This window comes from Aureimonas ureilytica (assembly GCF_001475935.1).
Taxonomy (GTDB): Bacteria; Pseudomonadota; Alphaproteobacteria; order Rhizobiales; family Rhizobiaceae; genus Aureimonas; species Aureimonas ureilytica_A.
Genome location: NZ_LDQA01000014.1, coordinates 38,659 through 57,221, shown reverse-complemented (window position 1 = coordinate 57,221; position 18,563 = coordinate 38,659). Strand labels below are relative to the sequence as shown.

The following is an 18,563-nucleotide window of genomic DNA, read 5'->3' as shown; positions in this document are numbered from 1 at the left end:
GCTGGCCCTGCCATTCGGCTATGCTACAGTTGCCTTCCGGATTCGCGTCCGGTAGGGGGCCGCGCGGGGGGATCGCGCGGCGGGGAAGGAGTCGCCACGCTGGTAGTCGAGATCGCACCTGTCAGCCGTTCGTCCAAGCGACGCTCCTTGAGATTGCACGGCTCCATCGCGCAAGAGATCGGCACGGCCATTGTGACCGGGCGGTACAAGCCGAACGACCTTCTCCCGAACGAAGTCACCTTTTCCGAAAAGCTTCAGGTCTCGCGCACGGCCTATCGCGAGGCGGTGCGTATTCTTGCTGCCAAGGGGCTCGTAACGAGCCGCCCGAAGGCCGGCACCCGCATCAGCCCGCGCCGGAGCTGGCACGTTCTGGACCCCGACGTCCTGCGCTGGATTTTCGAGAACGGTGCGCCGGACCCGGCCTTCCTCCAGGAACTGTTCGAGCTGCGACAGATCGTGGAGCCGGCGGCGGCCGCACTCGCCGCCGAGCGACGCACGGCCGAGGATCTCGACGAGCTTCGAGCGGCGCTGGACGGCATGGAGCGTCATGGTCTCGCGGTGGAAGACGGGCGCGAGGCCGATCGCCTGTTTCACGAGGTGATCCTGCGCGCGACCGGAAACGGAGCCCTCGGCACGCTGGCACCGGGTATCGCTTCGGCCGTGCGCTGGACCACCTTGTTCAAGGCCCGTGACGGCCGTATGCCCCGCGATCCTCTGCCCGAGCATGTGAGCGTGTTCGAGGCGATCGAGCAGGGCGATGCCGCAAAGGCGCGCCGCGCCATGGGCGAGCTTGTCGGCCTAGCGCTTCACGATATTGGCGCGATTGAGAACAGCCAGACCTGAAAGAGGGGCGACTTGAGCGCTTGGCCGCGACCCGGGAGGGACTCTTTCGATGGTTGCAAACCCGCGCCTCGAATGGCCGAGGGCATCGACGATACGCGCTGTCTGAGTCGAGCACGTAGAAGCAGTCAGTTAATCTCCCAAATCGTTTAGCCGGCTGAAAGTCGATTGAAACACGCCCATAATATCGCGCGCCATGATTCGAATGGTTATGCCGACTTGGACAGGGGCACCACTTCGGTGTCCCGTTGAATCGTGGGGTTCTCGCAACATTGCGAAACCGAAGACCCTCGATTCCATTTCGAAGGGCTTCGGAACCTTGCGTTTAACGCTCGCATCCGATCGGATGCTAAGGCACCATTGGTAATTCGGCGAGGAGGGATGCCGCGGAGCGGCGCGCCGGGTTGCAGGACGTGAAGCGGGGACATCCACATGACATTGCGCAGCGTCTTCCTGGCGATTGGCGCCAGCGTGCCGGCTTTATCCTTAGCGCATGGGGCGGACGTCCCTGTCATGCAACAGGTGGACCCGGCGGATTATGTCCGGGTCTGCGACGTCTATGGCGCGGGATTTCTCTTCATTCCGGGAACGCAGACCTGCTTCAGCTTCGGCGGCTATCTCCGCTTCGACACGATCGTCGCCGGCAGCCCGGCACGCAATCTGGAAGGGGACGATTACGAAGCCTCGACCAGCGTGCGTACGCGCTTGAACTTCGACATTCGGGAAGAAACGGAATGGGGGACGCTCCGCGCCTACGCACGTCTTCAGAACACCAATCTGTCCGGCACCGGTAATACGGTCGCGATGGATCAGGGATTCGTACAGCTTGGTGGTCTTCTCGCGGGCTACCGCGATTCCCTTTGGTCATCCGACATCGGCGGGATCGAAGACGGGCTGCTGACGGACACCGACCTCGTGGTTGGTGACTTCAACACCAATCAGGTGTCCTACACCTTCGCCGGAGGGGGCTTCTCGGCGACGCTGGGGCTGGAGGACGATTCCACCGGCGACATCGTGCCCGATATCCACGCCAAGCTCGTCTATTCCGGCGCCTGGGGCGGGGCCTACCTGTCCGCTGTCTATGACGAAACGTTCAATCAGGAAGACGCCGCCCGCGCCATCGGCTTCGATCCGTTCCTGTATCAGGGCTTGGAGTATTATCCGCTCTTCCTGCCCAATCTGCCCACCCGGCTTCAGGATGGTTCTCACGACGCCTTCGCTTTGAAGGGCGGCGTTCTGTTCAAGAACGTTATTGCGCCCGACTCGTCGCTGAAGATCGAAGGGCATTATGCGTTCGACCCGACCGTCTACGCCTCGATCGCCGGGCTTGCGACAACCAGCACCTTCGCGGCCAACAATCCGACGGTTCTGAACCCGGAGCCTGGCTCGGTCCCGATCTTCCTCGAATATGCCGTGGGCGCGGGCTACGCGCAGAAGGTCGGACAGGTCGGTTTCGCCGTCTCAGGTCAGTTCGGCCGGACGTTCGACACCGGCTTCTTCGGCACCTTGCCCGATGGACGCTTCGGCACGCTCACGAGCCGAGGAGATTATTACGCCCTGGTTGGCAATCTCGGCTACCAGATCACGTCCAAAATGGCCTCCCTCTTGGAGGTCTCATACCGCAATGTCGACTTCGACCGCGTGGGTCAGGTGGATCAGACCAGCGGCTTCCTGCGCCTTCAGCGCGATTTCTGATCCTCCGGCCGGAGTTTAACTGAAGATGCCGCGCCCTTTCGGGGCGCGGCCTTCTGGAACATCTGCTTCTCAGGCGCTCAGCCGCTCCCATTCGTCATCGCGTCCGACATGACGCGAGGGGGAGGGCCGCGACGATTCCGCCACCGGCCGGATCACGGGTTCACGTTCGGCGGCCGGCGATGGAACCGGAGCAGGGGTGGAGGCGAGCTTGAAATAGTCGGTTTGGACGTTCAGCCGCCGCGCTTCGCCCGAGAGTTGCTCGGCCGTCGCCGCCATCTCACCGGCCGCACCGGCATTGGCCTGCGTGACCTGATCCAACTGCCCGATCGCCTGATTGATCTGCTGGATGCCGATCGACTGTTCGCGGCAGGCCGCCGAGATTTCCGAGACCAACTCAGCCGTTCTGCGGATGTCCGGCACCAGGCGCTGAAGGCGCGAACCGGCGTCCTCGGCCACGACCAGCGTGCGCGTGGACAGATTGCCGATCTCGGTCGCGGTGCTCTGAGAGCGTTCAGCCAGCTTGCGCACTTCGGAAGCGACGACCGCAAAGCCCTTGCCATGCTGCCCGGCGCGGGCCGCTTCGATGGCGGCGTTCAGCGCCAGGAGGTCGGTTTGACGTGCGATCTCCTGCACCAGAGCGATCTTTTCGGCGATCTCGCGCATGGCCTGTGTGGACTGCGCGACGGCTTCACCCGTTGTCCCAGCGTGTTCGGCGGCTTGGGCGGCGATCTTTTGCGTGGTGGACGCGTTGTCGGCATTCTGACGAATATTGGCGGTCATCTGCTCGATCGCCGCCGAGGCCTGTTCCGACGCGGCAGCCTGCTCGGTGGAGCCGGAGGAAAGTTGCTGGGCCGTCATCGAGGAATTGGCCGCCCCGGAGGAGACCTGCGACGCCGTTTCCCGGATTTGTCCGACCGTAGACGCAAGCCTCTTGGCCATCGCCGCAGCCGCATTCTGAAGGTCACCGATCTCGTCTCTACTGCGAGTCGCCTCGACCGAACGGCTCAGATCGCCGCCGGCCATACGGCCGAACGCATCCCGCAAGATATTCAGCGGCTGGAACATTCGTCCCGTCACGTAGAAAATTCCGAGCGCGGCCACGACTGCAATCGCCAGATTGGTCAGCGCCATCGTGTAGAACATGGTGTTGATGCCCGCGATATAGGCGGCTCTGTCGAGCCCGACCAGAAGGAGGCCAAGCGTCTTGCCGGAGGCGTCCTTGATGGGGTCGTAGGCGACGTAATAGTCTTTTCCGAGTATCTGCGCTTCGCCCCGGAACGGCTGTCCGCCGATCAAACTGATGTTCGTGGCTCCGGCCGATGTCAGTTTCGTGCCCGTTGCGCGCGTCCCGTCGGCATTGCGAAGGTTGGTGGCGATGCGTGTATCGCCCATGAAGACCGTCGCCGCGCCTCCCAACATGTCTGCGATCTCATCGACGATGCTCGTATCGCCGTTCAGAGTACGGGAGCCGAGCTTCAACTCCCCATTTTCGGCGGTGAAGGTTTCGTTCCGGGGATTGAGTGTCTTCCAGGCCACCCGCATGTTGGACGAGAGCCGCGCCTCGGACTTGTGGCCGGCGTCCGTGATCGCGGTCTGGTAAGACTGCCAGATGTTAACGACGGATACGAGAAGAGCCACTGAAAGTGCTAAACAAACAACTTTGGCGCGAACAGACATTCGCATAGTCTTACCGTGCACGTCACACCTCTCCGCGCTCTCGAACTCACGAGCGTTCATGGGCCTATAATAAGGCAGCGGCTAGATGGTTCGGCCCAGAACTGGAGCATCGGGCCGAAAGTGGTTTCTATACTGAAGAAGGTATGAAGCGTTTGTCCGAACGGGGCTGATACCCCCGTCGCGATGATCCGCCATGCGATCAAAGTGATCATATCGTTGCTCGAACGCTACTTATCATTCGATGCAAACGGTCCGGCGTATCGCATCTTGCCCCGCGCCGAAGCGCCCCGATCTGCCAGGGCATCGCAAGCGTTTCCGAGGAAACAAGCTCAGCAAGCTACCAATCGCGATTGTCACCCCAAGAGGGAAGCACTGCTACATTTTAAAGGGGAATGATCGGATATGATGGATCGCGTGATGGCGCTTCATGGCGGAGAGGATGGGATTCGAACCCACGATACCATCTCTGGTATACTCCCTTAGCAGGGGAGCGCCTTCGACCACTCGGCCACCTCTCCGGTAAGCCCGCAGTAAAGGATGGAGGGCGCGGGATCAAGAGGGTGCGGTGGAAAAGCGCGGGTGCCTCCTGTGTCGGTTCAGCGTCCGGCAAGCTGCGACTCGACTGGCCGCCTTTTCGACCGTCGATGGGCGTAGGGCTTGAGGAAGGGCCGATAGATCCGTCCAACTGGGGAAGCCGGGTGGACTTCTCGCATGCTGGCCGGTTCCGCCCAAGCGGAAGGTCGCGGCCAAGCGGTGCGCTCGCAGCCGTCGGATGATACTTCACCAGCTCATGGTTCCAAAACAGCGCGGCGACGCATCCGGCTTCGAACTGAATCGCGATCCTCGGCGCCAATGAACTGCAGTCGTATCGGGTGAAACTGTCGAAATTTTTAGGCTTATTTACGCGGCTTTCGCAGGGCTTAATAAGAGTTAAGTAGCGAGATGGAGTTCGGACCGCTCCGATCTTCTCAAAACGGCCGCGAAGCGTGGATAAGCTCATGTTGATGCGCGTAAGCGTTGCAATGCTGCACCGCAATGTGCACAATCTGACTGAATATGCGCAATGCGGCGTTTTGCTGGTGCGCAGCTTATTGACCTAACGGAAGCTTTCTCCACAGGTCCGCGATCGCGCTCTCTCGTCGCAAGGCGCCGGCGAGAGCGTCACGATTGTGGTGCTTGGAGAAAACTTTCGATGAAGCCGTGGCTTCGATGCGCTGCTCTTTTCCGTTTCGCGTCATGTCGGATGCCGACATCCCGGAACTTGAGAGTGGCGAGCCTGCATCGTCATCGGACTTGGTCGCTCGGGAACTGGGGAGTGAAAGCGTGAAGGTAGCGATCGTCCACTACTGGCTCGTGACAATGCGAGGCGGCGAAAAGGTTCTCGAAGAACTCTGCAAGCTCTACCCGCAAGCCGACATCTTTACCCTCGTGGTCGACGAGGCGACCCTGTCGCCCATCCTGCGCAAGCATAAGATCACGACTTCCTTTCTTCAGAGCATTCCCGGCAGTCGCAAGCATTACCAGAAGCTCCTGCCGTTGATGCCGTTCGCGATCGAGCAGCTGGACGTGACGGATTACGACCTCGTGATCTCCAGCGAATCGGGGCCGGCGAAAGCCATCGTCACGCGACCCGATGCCCTACACATCTGCTACTGCCATTCCCCGATGCGCTACATCTGGGATCACTATCACGTCTATCGCCGGGAACTGGGCGCCGTTTCGCGGTTCGTCTTTTCGCTCGTCGCCCCCTTTCTGCGCATATGGGACGTGACGACGGCGGCGCGTGTGGACGCGTTCGTGTCGAACTCGGTTCACGTGTCGCGCCGTATCGCGCGCGTCTACAATCGCATGTCGACCGTGATCTATCCGCCCGTGGCCATCGAGGATTTCGAGCCGGCGGAAACGGTGGACGATTACTATCTTTGCGCCGGCCAGCTCGTCACCTACAAGCGGCCGGACCTTGCGGTTCAGGCCTTCACGCGAATGAACAAGCGGCTGGTCGTGATCGGCGACGGGCCGCATCTCGACGCCTTGAAGAAGATCGCGGGTCCGACGGTGACCTTCCTCGGGCGCTGCGACTTCGCGACGCTTCGCCATCATCTCAGCCATTGCCGCGCGCTGGTCTTCCCGGGTGAGGAGGATTTCGGCATCCTGCCCGTGGAGGCCATGGCGAGCGGGCGTCCCGTCATCGCGTATGGCGCGGGCGGCGCGGTGGAAAGCATCGGCGACGAGGGTGCGGGTGTCTTCTTTCGAGACCAGACTGTGGACGGCTTGATCGAAGCGGTCGAGCGCTTCGAGGCGCGGGCGGACGAATTCGATTCGAAGGCCATCCGCGCGCGGTCGGAAAATTTCTCGGCGGCTCGTTTTCGCCGTGAAATGCAGACATTCGTCGAGACCGAATGGGCGCGCAAGCAATCTGCGTTCGAGCGCCCATCCTGGAATCGCGAGCCGGCCGATTTGAAGGAGCGCGATCTCCTGCTTCCCGCGAAAACCGATCAGGCGTAATCAAGACCAGCAGGGCATGGTGGAGACTGTAGTATGGAAATGAAGTTTCCGCCCCTCAGTGGCGCCGGCGTGCGCGAAGGCCGCGCGGGCAATCTGCGCGACGAGTTGTATCGCCTGTTCGGTTTCGTTCGGCGGCAGATCCTGCTCGTTGCGATCGGCGCGGGCGTGGCGGCGGTTCTGGCAGCGATTATTCTCCTCAACACCGTACCGACCTATCGCTCGCAGATCCGGCTTCTGTTCTCCGAGCCGCCGAACTTCATGCAGGCCGATCGCGATCGACGCGCGCTGGGGGAGGCGGACGAATATATCGCGACGCAGATCGCGCTGATCGAATCGCGCAGCATTGCCGAGCGTGTCGTCAAGGATCTCAACCTCGGCGCCCGCGTCGATGAGATGCACAAAAGCCACGGCCTTCTGTCCTCGCTGAGTTCGCTCTTCTCGAGGAGCGAGCCGAAGACCGAAACGCCCCAGGAAGCCGAAAGCGCGGATGAGCGCGCTATCGCTTATTTGCAATCCAACCTAGCCGTCTTCCGCATCGCGCGAAGCTATGTGATCGAGATCGGCTTCGATTCCTCGGACTCGACGCTGGCCCGCGAAGTGGCGGATGCCTACGGCAAGGCCTTCCTGGCCGATCAGGTCGAGGGGCGCCTCGACGGCCTGAGCCGCATCAGCAAATGGTTGGAAGTCCGCATCGAGGAAATCGGTCGTGGTTCGCGCGAAGCCGCCGAAGCCGTCACGCGCTTCCGCGCCGAAAATGGGCTGGTCGCGGCCGATGGGCGTCTGGTGACCGATCAGCAACTCGAAGGCCTGAACCAGCAACTGATCAACGCGCGTGCCAGCGTGTCGGCGGCGCAGGCTCAGGTGGAGATCTATTCCGCTGCGATCAAGGACGGAAACGTTCAGACCCTGATTGGTCTGCGCCAGCGCGGCAGCAGCAACAGTGCCAATTCGTCCAGCGATATCGCCAGCGACTACCTTCTCGCCGCCGAGAGAGAGCGCGCGGTGATCGCGCGCTGGGGCGCAGACAATCCGCAGGCCAAGGCTATCACGGCCGAGAAAGAGCGTCTGGCCGACCAAATCCGTGCCGAGGCTCGGCGCACGCTCGACGCCTACCAGGCCGAGCTCGCTCGCAGCCAATCCGAACTCGCGGCGATCAACAAGAATGTCGATGCGGCAACCGCCAAGAGTGAGGGCGTCAGCTCCACCATGGTCCAGCTGCGCACGCTGGAGCAGAGGGCGCAGTCCTACCAGTCGCTCTACCAGAACTATCTCGATCGCTATCAGGAACTGATCCAGCAGCGCTCTCTGCCGATCGACACAGCGCGCATCATCACCACAGCGGTCCAGCCGGACTCGCCGCTTTTCCCGAAATATAAGATCGTCATGGCGCTTTCGCTCGTGCTGGGTGGGGCCCTTGGCGCGGCCGTCGGCGTCGGGCGCGAGTTCTTCGACCGCTCGCTGCGCGGGCGCGCGGACGTGGAAGCGCATGGCGTGCCCTTCCTCGGCTTTATTCCGGCGCTCAGCCAGAAGGCCGGTCTTCTTGGCGGCGTGTCTCCTGACAAGGCCGATCGTATTCTCGACCGAACGCTTCAGCGCCTTCTGGTGGCGACGGACGCGATGCGCCTGGAGCCTATGGTCATCGCGATCACGCCGCTCGAAAACGACAAGGCCCAGAACCAGTCCTTCATCGCCAAAGCCTATGCCGACGAATTGGCCAAACTCGGCCATGAAGTGCTGTTGATCGCGCGCAATCCCGAACGTGCTTCGACACCGGCGGCGGGCGCGCTGGCGCGGCACAGCGCGCGCTCTCTCGTCGCCGAGCCCGGCAGCCACCAGAACCCCACGGTCATTCCGGCAGGCAATCTGCCGGTTCTCAGCCAGTCGGCCAATCGCACGGGCGTTCAAACGCTAGGTTCCAGCGTGTCCGGCCTGTCCGGCCGCTTCGATCGCGTCGTGATCGAAAGCACCTCGCTAGAGCAGGCGCTGCATGTTTCGGCGCTGCTGCCTTCGGTCGATCGCTTCATCGTGCTGGCCCGGTGGGGCAGCATTCCGCGCCAGTCGCTGACGGAAGCCATTCGCTCGGTGCATGGGCTGCGTGCCAAATGCTCCGGCGTCGTGCTGGACGAGGCGGATCTCAGCAAGGTCGTTTGATCGTCCGACCACTGTTTGGAACGGTTCGAGCCCTTCGCCCCGAATGCCGGGTCGGAGGGCTCTTTCGTTTCGAACCGATGGCGTGTCGCCGTTGAGCGCTGTCGCAATGTCCGAACGAAAGAAGCGGCCGATGCGCTGGGCATCGGCCGCTTCTTTCGTAGGGCAAAGACTATGGTTTGATCGTCAGCGGAAAAACGCCGCGCGGACCTGCTCGGAGAACATGTCCCGCTCGCCCGCGATGAAGTCGCGATAGGGCTGCTGCGCTTTCAAATGGGTCTCGAAATCACCGAAGACCTGCGCCACGAGAGCGCCGAACTTGGCTTCCAGCGACGGATCGATGGCGAGCTTGTAGCGGTCTTCCAGCGGCATGTCCTCTGCGAAGGCCGCCGAGCCGCGCTGGCCTGCGATCACCACGGTTCCAAGCGAGGCGGCCTCGCGCGGGAGGCGGTCCTTGCCGGGATGCTCGCCGAAATCGATGTAGATTTTGGCGCGGGCGAAGGCGTCCTCCACCTCGGCCTTCGTCATGTTGATGATAGGCTTGAAGGTGAGGCCGGGATGAGCGCGTTGCAGCCGCTCGGTGATCGGCAGGCCCTTCTTGGGATTGTAGAGAATGATGTCTTCTCGGGCCGGCGCGTCGGCCTTGGCCGGTGCGACCGAGAGATAGTCCGACAGAATGCCGCCTGACACCCCCCAGCGCTCAAGGCGTGCCCGCGCGTAGTGGGACTGGAAAAGATGCTTGGTGCCCGACAAGGACTGCGCCTTCACCAGCGAGCGCTTGTAGGTGTTGGCGGCCAGACGCTGCGGGCCGCTGCGCTGCGACAAGAAGAAGTCGAAGCTTAGCCACCAGATGAACCGCTCGGCCTTGGAGAAAAGCGGGATCTGCCGGACCATGGTTTCCGGCGCCACGAGGCAATCGTTCTTGCCGAGCGTGAGCTTCTTCATAGGCGGCGTATCGTAGATCCGATAGCGCTCGGGAACCGGCGCTTCCGGGTCCGGCACGTAATGAATATACGCGTCACCGCCCTGCCGCCGGATTTCGTGGACAAGCTGATGCAGGAGCTCCGGTCCGCCCGTCTGGACGTTCGACGGCGCGAGAACCGCGATCTTTCCATAGGCGCAACGAGTCATGCAAAGGCTCCGAAAGGGCAGTGTATCGAAAAGGTGGGAATCATTTTTGCGGAGAGGGCGGCGTTGCCACCGTCGCCGTGTGGTGGTCCTTGGGCGTGATCGCATCGACCGGCAGTCGGCACACGCCAAGGAAGAAGTCTTTCACCAGAACCTTGCCGCCCAATCCCGCGCCCGCTTCATAGGCCTTGGCGGATCGGAGGCGGCGGAAGACCGCAAGGCGTTCGCCAAGACGCGGCGCGCGATAGACCTCCCTACGATCGCGGTAGAGGTCGGCGAGACCTTGCCAATACGCGGCTGCCGCCCGCGCATGGGCTCTGGTCCCGGCATCCGAGGCGTTCGCTTCTGCCTCGCGCAGGAGGCTCACGCGGTGCGCGGCGATGCCATGGTGCATGTCCATGATCTCGGCGGAGGCGACGAGCTTGCCGCGCAGGCGCAGAAGCAGCCCCTTGCGCAAGCCGCCATAAGCGTTCTTCCCATGCTGGCGATAGCGCACCAGCCGGTCGGGCAGAATCACGGTCTTGCCGAAACTGTCGCCGAGGAAGTGAATCCAGCGATCATGCGACAAAGGCGAGCCGACCGCGTGATTGTCGAGGCCGCGCCGGTCGGACGGGATGAGGTCGAGAAGATCGCGCCGGAAGACCTGCGTCAGCCCGAAAAACACGTCCCAAGGCTCCAGAGACAAAGTCGGGCGAATCTCGAAGCCCGTTATCCCCTGGTCGAACGTGCCGATTTCCTGCGACTCGCCATCGATCAGCGAGGCGGCATGAACGCACATCACCGCCTGTTCGCGCTCAAGATGCGCCAAACAGGTCGCGAGCTTCTCCGGCGCCCATTCGTCGTCCTGATCGCAGAAGGCGACGTAATTGCCCGTCGCAAGCTTGGCATTGGTGAGGAAATTCTCGCCATAGCCAAGCCGCATCGCGTTTCTCTGGATGCGAACCGGAAAGGGTGCGGAGGCCGCGAAGGCGGCGACGATCTCGAGTGTCGCGTCGCTCGATCCGTCGTCGCCGACGATCAGTTCGGAAGGCAGATGCGTCTGGGCGCGGAGGCTTTCCAGCTGGGCCGATATGTACCGGGCGCCATTGTAGGTCGCCATCACCACCGAAACCGTTGCCATCAATGCCTCCGAGCCCCGCCGATCAACCGACGCTCGCTGGGGCGAGCTGCTTTTCGAACAGGGCGAGAGCCCGGCCACAGGCCTGATCCATGTTGTAGTAGGCGTAGTCACCCAGACGCCCGGCAAACCAGACCTTGCCCGACAGGTCGCGCGCCATCTGCTGGTAGGGCTGAAGCGCCTGCGACGTGCCTTCCGTCGGGATTGGATAATAGGGCTCGTTCGTGCCCGGCACATAGGCCTCGGGATATTCCTCGACCAGAACCGAGCCTTCGCCCTTCTGCCCGGTCAAATGCTTGAACTCGGTGATGCGCGTGAAGCCGAATTCGTTGGGGTAGTTCACGGTGCCGACCGGCTGAACCATGCTCTCCGGCGTTTCGACGAGGCGGAAGCGCAGGCTGCGATAGGGCAGGGCCCCATGCTGGTAGCGGAAATACTCGTCGATCGGGCCGGTGAAGACGACCTTGGCGTCCGGATAAAGCTCGCGAACGGCCTCGTATTCGGTGTTCAGTGACACGTCGATATTGGGATGATTCAGCATCCGCTTGAACATGGCGGTGTAGCCATCCACCGGCATGGCCTGGAAGCGATCCTGAAAATAGCGATCGTCGCGGCTGACATGCACCGGCACGCGCGCGCTCACGGATGGCGCGAGATCCTCGGGCTTCATGCCCCATTGCTTGAACGTGTAATTCTCGAAAACGCGCGAATACACGTAGTCGGCGAGGAAGGTGAGTTCGGGATTGCCATCCTGGCGCATCTTCAGAATGGGAACCTTGGTGCCGTAGCCATAGGCGCCGATCAGCGCATCGCTCAGGCGCTCGGCCATCCTGGCCGGGAAAAGGTCGGTTAGCGTGTTCAGGTTGAACGGAATCGGCGTGTAGCGCCCATCCACATGCGCCAGCACGTGATGGAAATAGGGCCGCCATTCCGTGAAGCGCGACAGATAGGTCCAGATCGCCTCGCTGTTCGTATGGAAGATGTGCGGGCCGTATTTGTGGATCAGAACGCCGTAGGCGCCGGGATAATCATAGGCGTTGCCGGCGATGTGATCGCGCCTGTCGATCACCAGAACCTTCTGGTCCAGAACCCCGGCGATGCGCTCCGCTAGAACGGCACCTGTGAAGCCCGCGCCGACAATGACCCATTTGGGCTGACTGGTGGAGTGCATGAATCCGCTCTTCTCGCTGCGATGGTGCAAAGCAACATCGTCGTTACTCTTAGTCAAGGATGGAATATTGAATATCCCAATAAAACGGCATCAGAGACAGTTTTAAGCAATTGATATTTCGGACTGCTCGGTCGAATGGTCGCTTCGATCCGACTCTATTACGACGGGCGATGTCTCGTAGCGCGAGCGCCCGGCCGCCAGCATGACACCCATCGTCATTCCGGTGAGTGAACCGAAATCCGGGCTGGTGCCGATCAGGATGCCAATGGCGAAGCCGGGCAGAAGCGCCCAGCGACCGGCCGTCAGAAGTGCGGCGGCTTGCCCGTCCCGCTTCGGCCGGCGGCGCAGATAGCAGGCCAGCACGAATCCACCATAAAGCACGACGCCGATAAGGCCCGTGTTGCTGGCCAGCGCAACCCAGAAGTTCGAAGCTCGCGAGCTACCGACTCCGATTCCGAGACCCCAGGACGAGACGAAGGCCTCCCACGCCGTGCGCGTCCACATGTTGCGCTCTTCGAAGGAGCTCGAACTGGTCTTGGAGACGAGGAGATCGTCCAGAATAAAGGCGATTCGATCGATCAGGGCGGGCTGGAGCAGGAACAAGGCCGCAATCGCCGCCAGCGCGAGCAGACCGATCAGCGCTTCCACCCGGATTGCGTTCATCGTGTCCTGATCGAAGCGCATGACACGCCAGATCCATTCTAGCCCGACCGAGGCCAGGAAGACACCCAGTCCGACATAAGCCGCCGAGGACGAGGACATGATCGCGAAGACCGCGAGCCCGCCGCAGGCGGGCAGCGAGAGAAGGCGCATCGGATCGGAGACCGGAAAGGCGCGGCGTGCGAAATACAGCAGCGCCAGAAGCACGACGCAGGTGCTGCCGAAGGCAGACGCTTCCGGCATCAGGCCGACGACCCGCCGCGCGCCCAGAACCTCGGCATCCACCAGAAGCGCATAGGTGGCGGTTCGGAACGCGTCGAGAATGGCATCCAGCGGAACGAAATTGCTGGCGTAGTCGAGAAGGCCGGTTCCAACCGTCACGAGGCAGCCGGCAAGGATCGCGCGCGGCACGACGGCGCGCACGCGCGCGCTTCGCAAGCCGACCGAGGCGGTCAGCGTCGTCATGACCGAGATCGCGAGATAGGCGAGCTGCGAAATGTTCTGGGTGCTGGGAGCCAGCGGCGCCATCGGCCCTTCGATTGCGCGCACGGGCACGACGAGAATCTGCCCCGCGAACAGACGCGGCATGAGCAGAGTGCTGACGATGCAGACGAGGAGAAAGGTGAAGAGCAGCGCCTGCGGCCGTGCGTGCAGCACTCCGCTCAGGAGGTTCGCCGCCTGCCCTGGCGCGAGAAGGATGCGCAGCGACAGGAGCGCCGCCACGATCGGCAGGGGGGTGAAAGTCAAGCCGCCCGTCATGGCCGGCGGCACCGCCGCCAGCGATCCGAACGGGACGGCGCAAAAGAACAGGACGATGAGGGCGGGCACGCCCCGAACGAAGGCCAGCAGCGCCAGAAGCCAGAAAAGAGCGAGAACGAGAGCCGACATGGACGCCGCGCCGGATCAGGCCGATGCGGCCGCGAGGCCCGTATGCCAATGCCCCCGGAAATAGCCCGTCTTGAGGACGTAGATCACCATGGACAGGGATACGAAGCCTTCCACGATCAAAAGGGTCATCGCTGCGCCTTCGGGGCCGAAGGTCTTGATCAGCGGTGCGATGATCACGAGGCTCAGAATGCCGCCGCTCACGAGAATCGTGTTGAAGGCCTTGGTGCGCTTGTTGGGCAAAAGGATCTGAAGGCCGAGAAAGGTCGAGAAGGACATGACCACAGGCAGGAAGGCCAGCCAGCGCAGGACCTCGGCCGCCGCCGCGAACTGCTGTCCGCCGATCAACACCACGAATTGCGGCGCCAGAACCCAAAGCGCACCTGTAATGCCCGTCGAGATCACCACGAGGCCGATGCCGGAAATTTTCAGAAGCGGCGCGGCCGAGCGCGGATCGGACGCCACGAGACGGCTGATGCGCGGGAAAAGAGCGGTCGAAACGGGCTGAAGCACCGATTGGGCGGCTTGCCGGATGCGGTCGGCGAGAGCGAACTGCCCGACCGCCACGGGGCCTGCCAGAAAGCCCAGAATCACGGGCGTCAGATTCACATAAATGCCGATCGCCGTGGTCGACAGGAAGATCGCCGAGCCCTCTTTGATCTCTTCGAAGATGTCTCGCGCGCTCGGCCGGCTCCAGATCAGAATGCCGTCGCGATGCAGCAGCCAGACGCTGACGAAGCCCGCCACCAGAGAAACCGTGCCCTGGATGGCGATGATCAAGGGCGCATCATCCGGCGCATGGACGAGAAGGATGATGAGCACGAGCGTCAGAATTCGACCGCCGATCTGGATGGCCGAAAAGGCCTTCATCCGTTCCAGCCCCTGCAGCAGCCAGTTGGGGAACAGGGCGGTGCCGGCGATGACCACAAGACCCCAGGCGTAGAAGGGGGCGGCGTCGGCAAAGAAGGGAACGGTTTCAATCAACACGAGAAGCAGGGCGCCCATGAGGCCGGCCAGAATCACCTGACCCGCGATGGTCGCGATCGCCACCCGCGAGACTTCATGAGGATCGTCGCCGATCGCCGCGATCTTGCGCGTCGCGCTCCAGGAGAAACCCCAGGACACGACGAGGCAGAAGAAGCTGAGAACCATCTGCGTCAGCGCGACATGGCCCCAGTCCGCCACGCCCAGAACGCGCGTCGTATAGGCGGCGATCGCCAGAGGCAGCACATAGGCAGAGATTTGGAGAAAGCCGAGTGCGGTGATATTGCCGATCAGGCCCGCGCGCGCATGACCGCCCGCAGGCGGAACCGCCTCCGCCGCCGAGTTGGACGGTTTGCGACGCAGGAAGTCCAGGCCGGGCATACGAAATCTCCTCACCATTCGGTGGGCTCAGCGAAATCGGTCGAACGGCGGCTTGCTGCACTGCACGAAAAACCGGCAATGAAAGTCACTATGCATTGACTTTCCGTCAGCGTCCAGCAAGAAAATCGGTTCAGGCCTTGCCGCAGTGCAAAAAAATCCAATTAAGATTCATATCAATTCAGATCGTTGCTTGTTGTCCTTAATGACTGGTGGCGTTTGTATGGCGAGAATATGGTGATCGGCGGTTCGAGGCAGTGTCTTTGTATGCGACGGCTGGCAGTCGCCGCGCTTTCGAACGGTTAGTTCATGAGTATGATGGACAGGAACGCGAGCTTGGTAGTCGGATCGAAGTTGCCCGTGTATATCGGGATCGCCACCTCGGGTCGTGCGCCGATCCTGAACGAGGTGCTCCGCGATCTGGCGCGTCAGGAGACTCCGCCTGCGCGCGTTCTCGTCTGTCCCGCCCGCGAGGAGGACTTGAACTTTCCGCCAAGTGAGACACTGCCCTTCGAGGTGGAGCGGGTTCATTCGACGCCCGGCGCTTGCGTCCAGCGCAACGCCATCATGGATCGGCTGTCGATGGAGCGGGACGGCGTGCTCCTGTTCATGGACGATGATTTCTTCCTGCGCGCCGACTATATCTCGGAATTGTCCCGGCTCTTCCAGTCGCGTCAGGATGTGGTCATGGCCACGGGCACGGTTCTGGCCGATGGCGCGCCGGGGCCCGGTTTGAGCGTGGAGGAATCCCTCGCCATTCTCGCGGCCGATCGTGACGATGTGCCCGAACGGATCGAGCCTGTTTATAATGGTTATGGTTGCAACATGGCCGTGCGCCTGGAGGCAGCCGAGCGACACAGCCTCCGTTTCGATGCCGAAATGCCGCTTTACGCCTGGCTGGAAGATGTCGATTTCAGCCGGCGGCTGGCGGCGCATGGGCGTCTCGTCTCGTCGACGCGCCTGCGCGGCGTTCACATGGGCGTCAAGCGCGGACGCGGCTCGGGCGTCAGGCTGGGATATTCCCAGATCGCCAATCCCTGGTATCTCATGCGCAAGCGCACCATGCGACCCGATCTCGCCGCCCGTCAGGCTCTGCGCAATATCGCGGCGAATGTCGCCAAGATGGGTAGGCCCGAGCCTTGGGTCGATCGCAAGGGCCGCGTGAAGGGCAACCTTCTGGCGGTAGCCGATCTCCTGCGCGGACGCATTCATCCCCGGAACATTCTTTCGCTCTGATCGCACGGCAAGACCCCGCGCGTGGCGCGCCGATCTTGGTTCGGCGCACTCGCCCAGCATAAGGACAGACGATGCGACCCCACCGCCTACAGCGTCTGGCGACGCGCTTTCTTCTGGTTGTCGGTACGCTGGCCGCCGTCCTCGGCACGCCGGCCCGTGCGGAAGAGCAGAAGCTCGACCTCAGCCAATACGACATCACCTTTGCGGATGAGTTCGATACGATCGACGTGTCCGCTTGGGGACCAACAACACGCTGGATCGCGCATACGCCCTGGCATGGTGATTTCGGAGACGCGCAATTTGTCGATCCGCGCCCGGGTTTTCCCTTTACCACCGAAAACGGTATCCTGACGATCACGGCGGCGCGCAACGCCAACGGAAAATGGGAAAGCGGTCTTCTGTCGGGCCATGACCTGAAGGGACATGGTTTCGCGCAGACCTATGGTTATTTCGAAATGCGCGCCAAGCTGCCGGCGGGCGAGGGCGTCTGGCCGGCCTTCTGGCTGATGGGAACAGAGCGCTCGAAATACGCTGTGGAAGTGGATGTGATGGAGTTCTACGGCCACGAGCCGACGAAATTCCAGAGCTATTACCATCTTTGGCAGATGGATGGAAAATCGCCCGAGAAGCATATCGGTCACATGCAGCAGACCGGGATCGACCTGACGAAGGATTTCCATACGTTCGGCGTAATGATCGAGAAGGACAAGACGACCTATTATCTCGACGGCGTCGCCTACTGGTCGTTCGACACGCCGCCGGAATTCGCCCAGCCCTTGTTCCCGCTGGTCAATCTCGCCTTGGGGAGCGGCTTCTCGATCGAAAATACGCCCGATCCCTCGCGTCTCCTCGTGGACTATGTCCGCATCTACGCAAAGAAGCCGAACTGATGCGCGTTCTCCATCTCGCCAATCATTGCCGAATGGGACATGGGAATGTCCATCTCGCCGTTGATCTCGCCTGTGTGCAGGCCGAAACGGGTGATACGGTCTTCTACGGATCGGAAGGCGGCGAGTTGGAGCCCACGTTGGCCGCATCCGGCGTCACGCATGTCACGGTGGTGCAGCGCACACGTCGTCCGCAGCAGTTGCTGGGTTCCGTGGCGCAGTTGCGTCGCCTCATCCGGCGGGAGCGGATCGACATCGTGCACGCGCATATGATGTCGGGCGCCGTGCTCGGCTATCTCGCGACGCGCGCCAGCCGGGCGCGGCTGGTCACCACCGTTCACAATTCCTTCGATTCCCACGCTCGAATCATGCGGCTCGGCGACCGCGTCGTCGCGGTCAGCCAGGCCGAGCGGGCCGCCTTGCTATCGGTCGGGTTCAAGGAGCGGCAGCTCGCGACGATCGTCAACGCGACGCTCGGCGGCGCGAGGATGCGCATGTTCGGCTCGAAGGACGTCTGGAGCCGTTCGGTGCCGGTGCTCAGCACGGTCTGTGGCCTGCATCGTCGCAAAGGCGTCGATACGATCATCGACGCTTTTGCTTCGCTTGCGGGTCGCCATCCTTGTGAATTGCATATCGTCGGTGACGGCCCAGACCGGCAGGCTCTCGAGAGCCGAGCCGCCGCGACAGGCTTTGGCGAGCGCATCGTCTTTCACGGTTCGCTGGAAGACCCAGGCCGCATCCTGCGCGGCGCTGACATTTTCGTTCTCGCCTCCCATGCCGAGCCGATGGGGCTCGTCAATATCGAGGCCCGGCAAGCCGGCTGCGCCATCGTCGCATCGGATGTGGGGGGTATCCCTGAGATTCTGGACGGTGGCCGCGCCGGCATTCTCGTCCCACCGCGCGACACCGCTGCCTTCGCGCAAGCCATCGAGCGTCTGCTGACCGACCCCGATCATCTGCGCGACATGAAGCAACGCTCACAAGACGGCATCGAACGCTTCGGCGTGGATCATCTGTGGCAGGAGCATGATCGTCTTTATACGGGATTGATGAGCGAGCCGGCATAGCCGGCCTCGTCTTAAGAAGCAGGCGCCGCAAAAATCCAGCGAGTCGGAACTCGCGACGGTGTGAGCGCCTCGGCTTCGAATCCGGAGAAGAAAGTCAGCCGATCAGCAACATCGAGGTCGGCTGCCGGCCATAGCCCTACTGCCGTGCGTATTCAGATCGCAGGCTAATTCAAGCTCTAAAGGCA

At 62.2% G+C, this 18,563-nt stretch carries 13 protein-coding genes and 1 tRNA gene; 7 read left to right on the top strand and 7 right to left on the bottom strand.

Translation table 11 applies throughout. From position 1 onward, the window contains the following. Nucleotides 1–147: 147 nt before the first annotated feature. Together NS365_RS05735 and NS365_RS05730 are read left to right on the top strand one after the other, a co-directional pair. Nucleotides 148–843, top strand: coding sequence for a FadR/GntR family transcriptional regulator (locus NS365_RS05735; RefSeq protein ID WP_244498372.1), 696 nt, complete (start codon nt 148–150; stop codon nt 841–843). A gap of 510 nt (nt 844–1,353) precedes the next feature. Then, nucleotides 1,354–2,535 (top strand): porin, encoded by a 1,182-nt coding sequence (locus tag NS365_RS05730; RefSeq protein ID WP_244498371.1) that lies wholly within the window; start codon nt 1,354–1,356, stop codon nt 2,533–2,535. 69 nt (nt 2,536–2,604) lie between these two features. Here NS365_RS05730 and NS365_RS05725 read toward each other — a convergent pair whose 3' ends face one another. Together NS365_RS05725 and NS365_RS05720 are read right to left on the bottom strand one after the other, a co-directional pair. Further along, nucleotides 2,605–4,272 carry a methyl-accepting chemotaxis protein gene (locus NS365_RS05725; RefSeq protein WP_244498370.1) on the bottom strand — a complete coding sequence of 556 codons (1,668 nt, stop codon included), beginning with the start codon at nt 4,270–4,272 and terminating at the stop codon, nt 2,605–2,607. Nucleotides 4,273–4,640: 368 nt separating this feature from the next. Then, a tRNA-Ser gene (locus tag NS365_RS05720) sits at nt 4,641–4,730 on the bottom strand. 805 nt (nt 4,731–5,535) lie between these two features. Between NS365_RS05720 and NS365_RS05715 the strand changes: the two genes are divergently transcribed. Next, nucleotides 5,536–6,717: a glycosyltransferase gene (locus tag NS365_RS05715; RefSeq protein ID WP_082675371.1), complete on the top strand. Its 1,182-nt coding sequence runs from the start codon at nt 5,536–5,538 to the stop codon at nt 6,715–6,717. Nucleotides 6,718–6,756: 39 nt separating this feature from the next. Further along, entirely contained in the window at nt 6,757–8,868 is a 2,112-nt protein-coding gene (locus NS365_RS05710) for a GumC family protein (RefSeq protein WP_193753399.1), read from the top strand. Between the two features lie 183 nt (nt 8,869–9,051). Here NS365_RS05710 and NS365_RS05705 read toward each other — a convergent pair whose 3' ends face one another. From NS365_RS05705 to NS365_RS05685, 5 genes are all read right to left on the bottom strand, one after another. After that, the gene (locus tag NS365_RS05705) at nt 9,052–9,996 is read right to left on the bottom strand and encodes a hypothetical protein (RefSeq protein ID WP_058599323.1); all 945 of its coding nucleotides are present in this window, start codon (nt 9,994–9,996) and stop codon (nt 9,052–9,054) included. 40 nt (nt 9,997–10,036) lie between these two features. Then, on the bottom strand, nt 10,037–11,113 hold the full coding sequence (locus tag NS365_RS05700; protein WP_058599322.1) for a glycosyltransferase: 1,077 nt from the start codon (nt 11,111–11,113) through the stop codon (nt 10,037–10,039). Nucleotides 11,114–11,135: 22 nt separating this feature from the next. Next, nucleotides 11,136–12,281 carry a UDP-galactopyranose mutase gene (gene glf, locus NS365_RS05695; protein WP_058599321.1) on the bottom strand — a complete coding sequence of 382 codons (1,146 nt, stop codon included), beginning with the start codon at nt 12,279–12,281 and terminating at the stop codon, nt 11,136–11,138. Between the two features lie 102 nt (nt 12,282–12,383). Next, nucleotides 12,384–13,829, bottom strand: a complete 1,446-nt coding sequence (locus tag NS365_RS05690) for a hypothetical protein (RefSeq protein WP_058599320.1) — start codon at nt 13,827–13,829, stop codon at nt 12,384–12,386. Nucleotides 13,830–13,844: 15 nt separating this feature from the next. Continuing rightward, a complete protein-coding gene (locus NS365_RS05685; protein WP_058599319.1) occupies nt 13,845–15,191 on the bottom strand; it encodes a flippase in 1,347 nt (448 codons plus the stop codon). Between the two features lie 357 nt (nt 15,192–15,548). Between NS365_RS05685 and NS365_RS05680 the strand changes: the two genes are divergently transcribed. The 3 genes from NS365_RS05680 to NS365_RS05670 all read left to right on the top strand — a co-directional run bounded on the left by NS365_RS05680 (nt 15,549) and on the right by NS365_RS05670 (nt 18,378). Further along, nucleotides 15,549–16,424 (top strand): glycosyltransferase family 2 protein, encoded by an 876-nt coding sequence (locus NS365_RS05680; RefSeq protein ID WP_244498369.1) that lies wholly within the window; start codon nt 15,549–15,551, stop codon nt 16,422–16,424. Nucleotides 16,425–16,495: 71 nt separating this feature from the next. Then, nucleotides 16,496–17,314, top strand: coding sequence for a glycoside hydrolase family 16 protein (locus NS365_RS05675; RefSeq protein ID WP_058599318.1), 819 nt, complete (start codon nt 16,496–16,498; stop codon nt 17,312–17,314). Further along, nucleotides 17,314–18,378 carry a glycosyltransferase family 4 protein gene (locus NS365_RS05670; RefSeq protein ID WP_058599317.1) on the top strand — a complete coding sequence of 355 codons (1,065 nt, stop codon included), beginning with the start codon at nt 17,314–17,316 and terminating at the stop codon, nt 18,376–18,378. The genes NS365_RS05675 and NS365_RS05670 overlap by 1 nt, the downstream gene beginning before the upstream one ends. Nucleotides 18,379–18,563: the final 185 nt, after the last annotated feature.

Bases quoted from the DNA above. Each gene is read 5' to 3' on its own strand.
- NS365_RS05730 (WP_244498371.1), top strand. From the start codon at position 1,354: ATGCAACAGGTGGACCCGGCGGATTATGTCCGGGTCTGCGACGTCTAT.
- NS365_RS05725 (WP_244498370.1), bottom strand. From the start codon at position 4,272: ATGAACGCTCGTGAGTTCGAGAGCGCGGAGAGGTGTGACGTGCACGGT.
- NS365_RS05710 (WP_193753399.1), top strand. From the start codon at position 6,757: ATGAAGTTTCCGCCCCTCAGTGGCGCCGGCGTGCGCGAAGGCCGCGCG.
- NS365_RS05705 (WP_058599323.1), bottom strand. From the start codon at position 9,996: ATGACTCGTTGCGCCTATGGAAAGATCGCGGTTCTCGCGCCGTCGAAC.
- NS365_RS05700 (WP_058599322.1), bottom strand. From the start codon at position 11,113: ATGGCAACGGTTTCGGTGGTGATGGCGACCTACAATGGCGCCCGGTAC.
- glf (WP_058599321.1), bottom strand. From the start codon at position 12,281: ATGCACTCCACCAGTCAGCCCAAATGGGTCATTGTCGGCGCGGGCTTC.
- NS365_RS05690 (WP_058599320.1), bottom strand. From the start codon at position 13,829: ATGTCGGCTCTCGTTCTCGCTCTTTTCTGGCTTCTGGCGCTGCTGGCC.
- NS365_RS05685 (WP_058599319.1), bottom strand. From the start codon at position 15,191: ATGCCCGGCCTGGACTTCCTGCGTCGCAAACCGTCCAACTCGGCGGCG.
- NS365_RS05675 (WP_058599318.1), top strand. From the start codon at position 16,496: ATGCGACCCCACCGCCTACAGCGTCTGGCGACGCGCTTTCTTCTGGTT.
- NS365_RS05670 (WP_058599317.1), top strand. From the start codon at position 17,314: ATGCGCGTTCTCCATCTCGCCAATCATTGCCGAATGGGACATGGGAAT.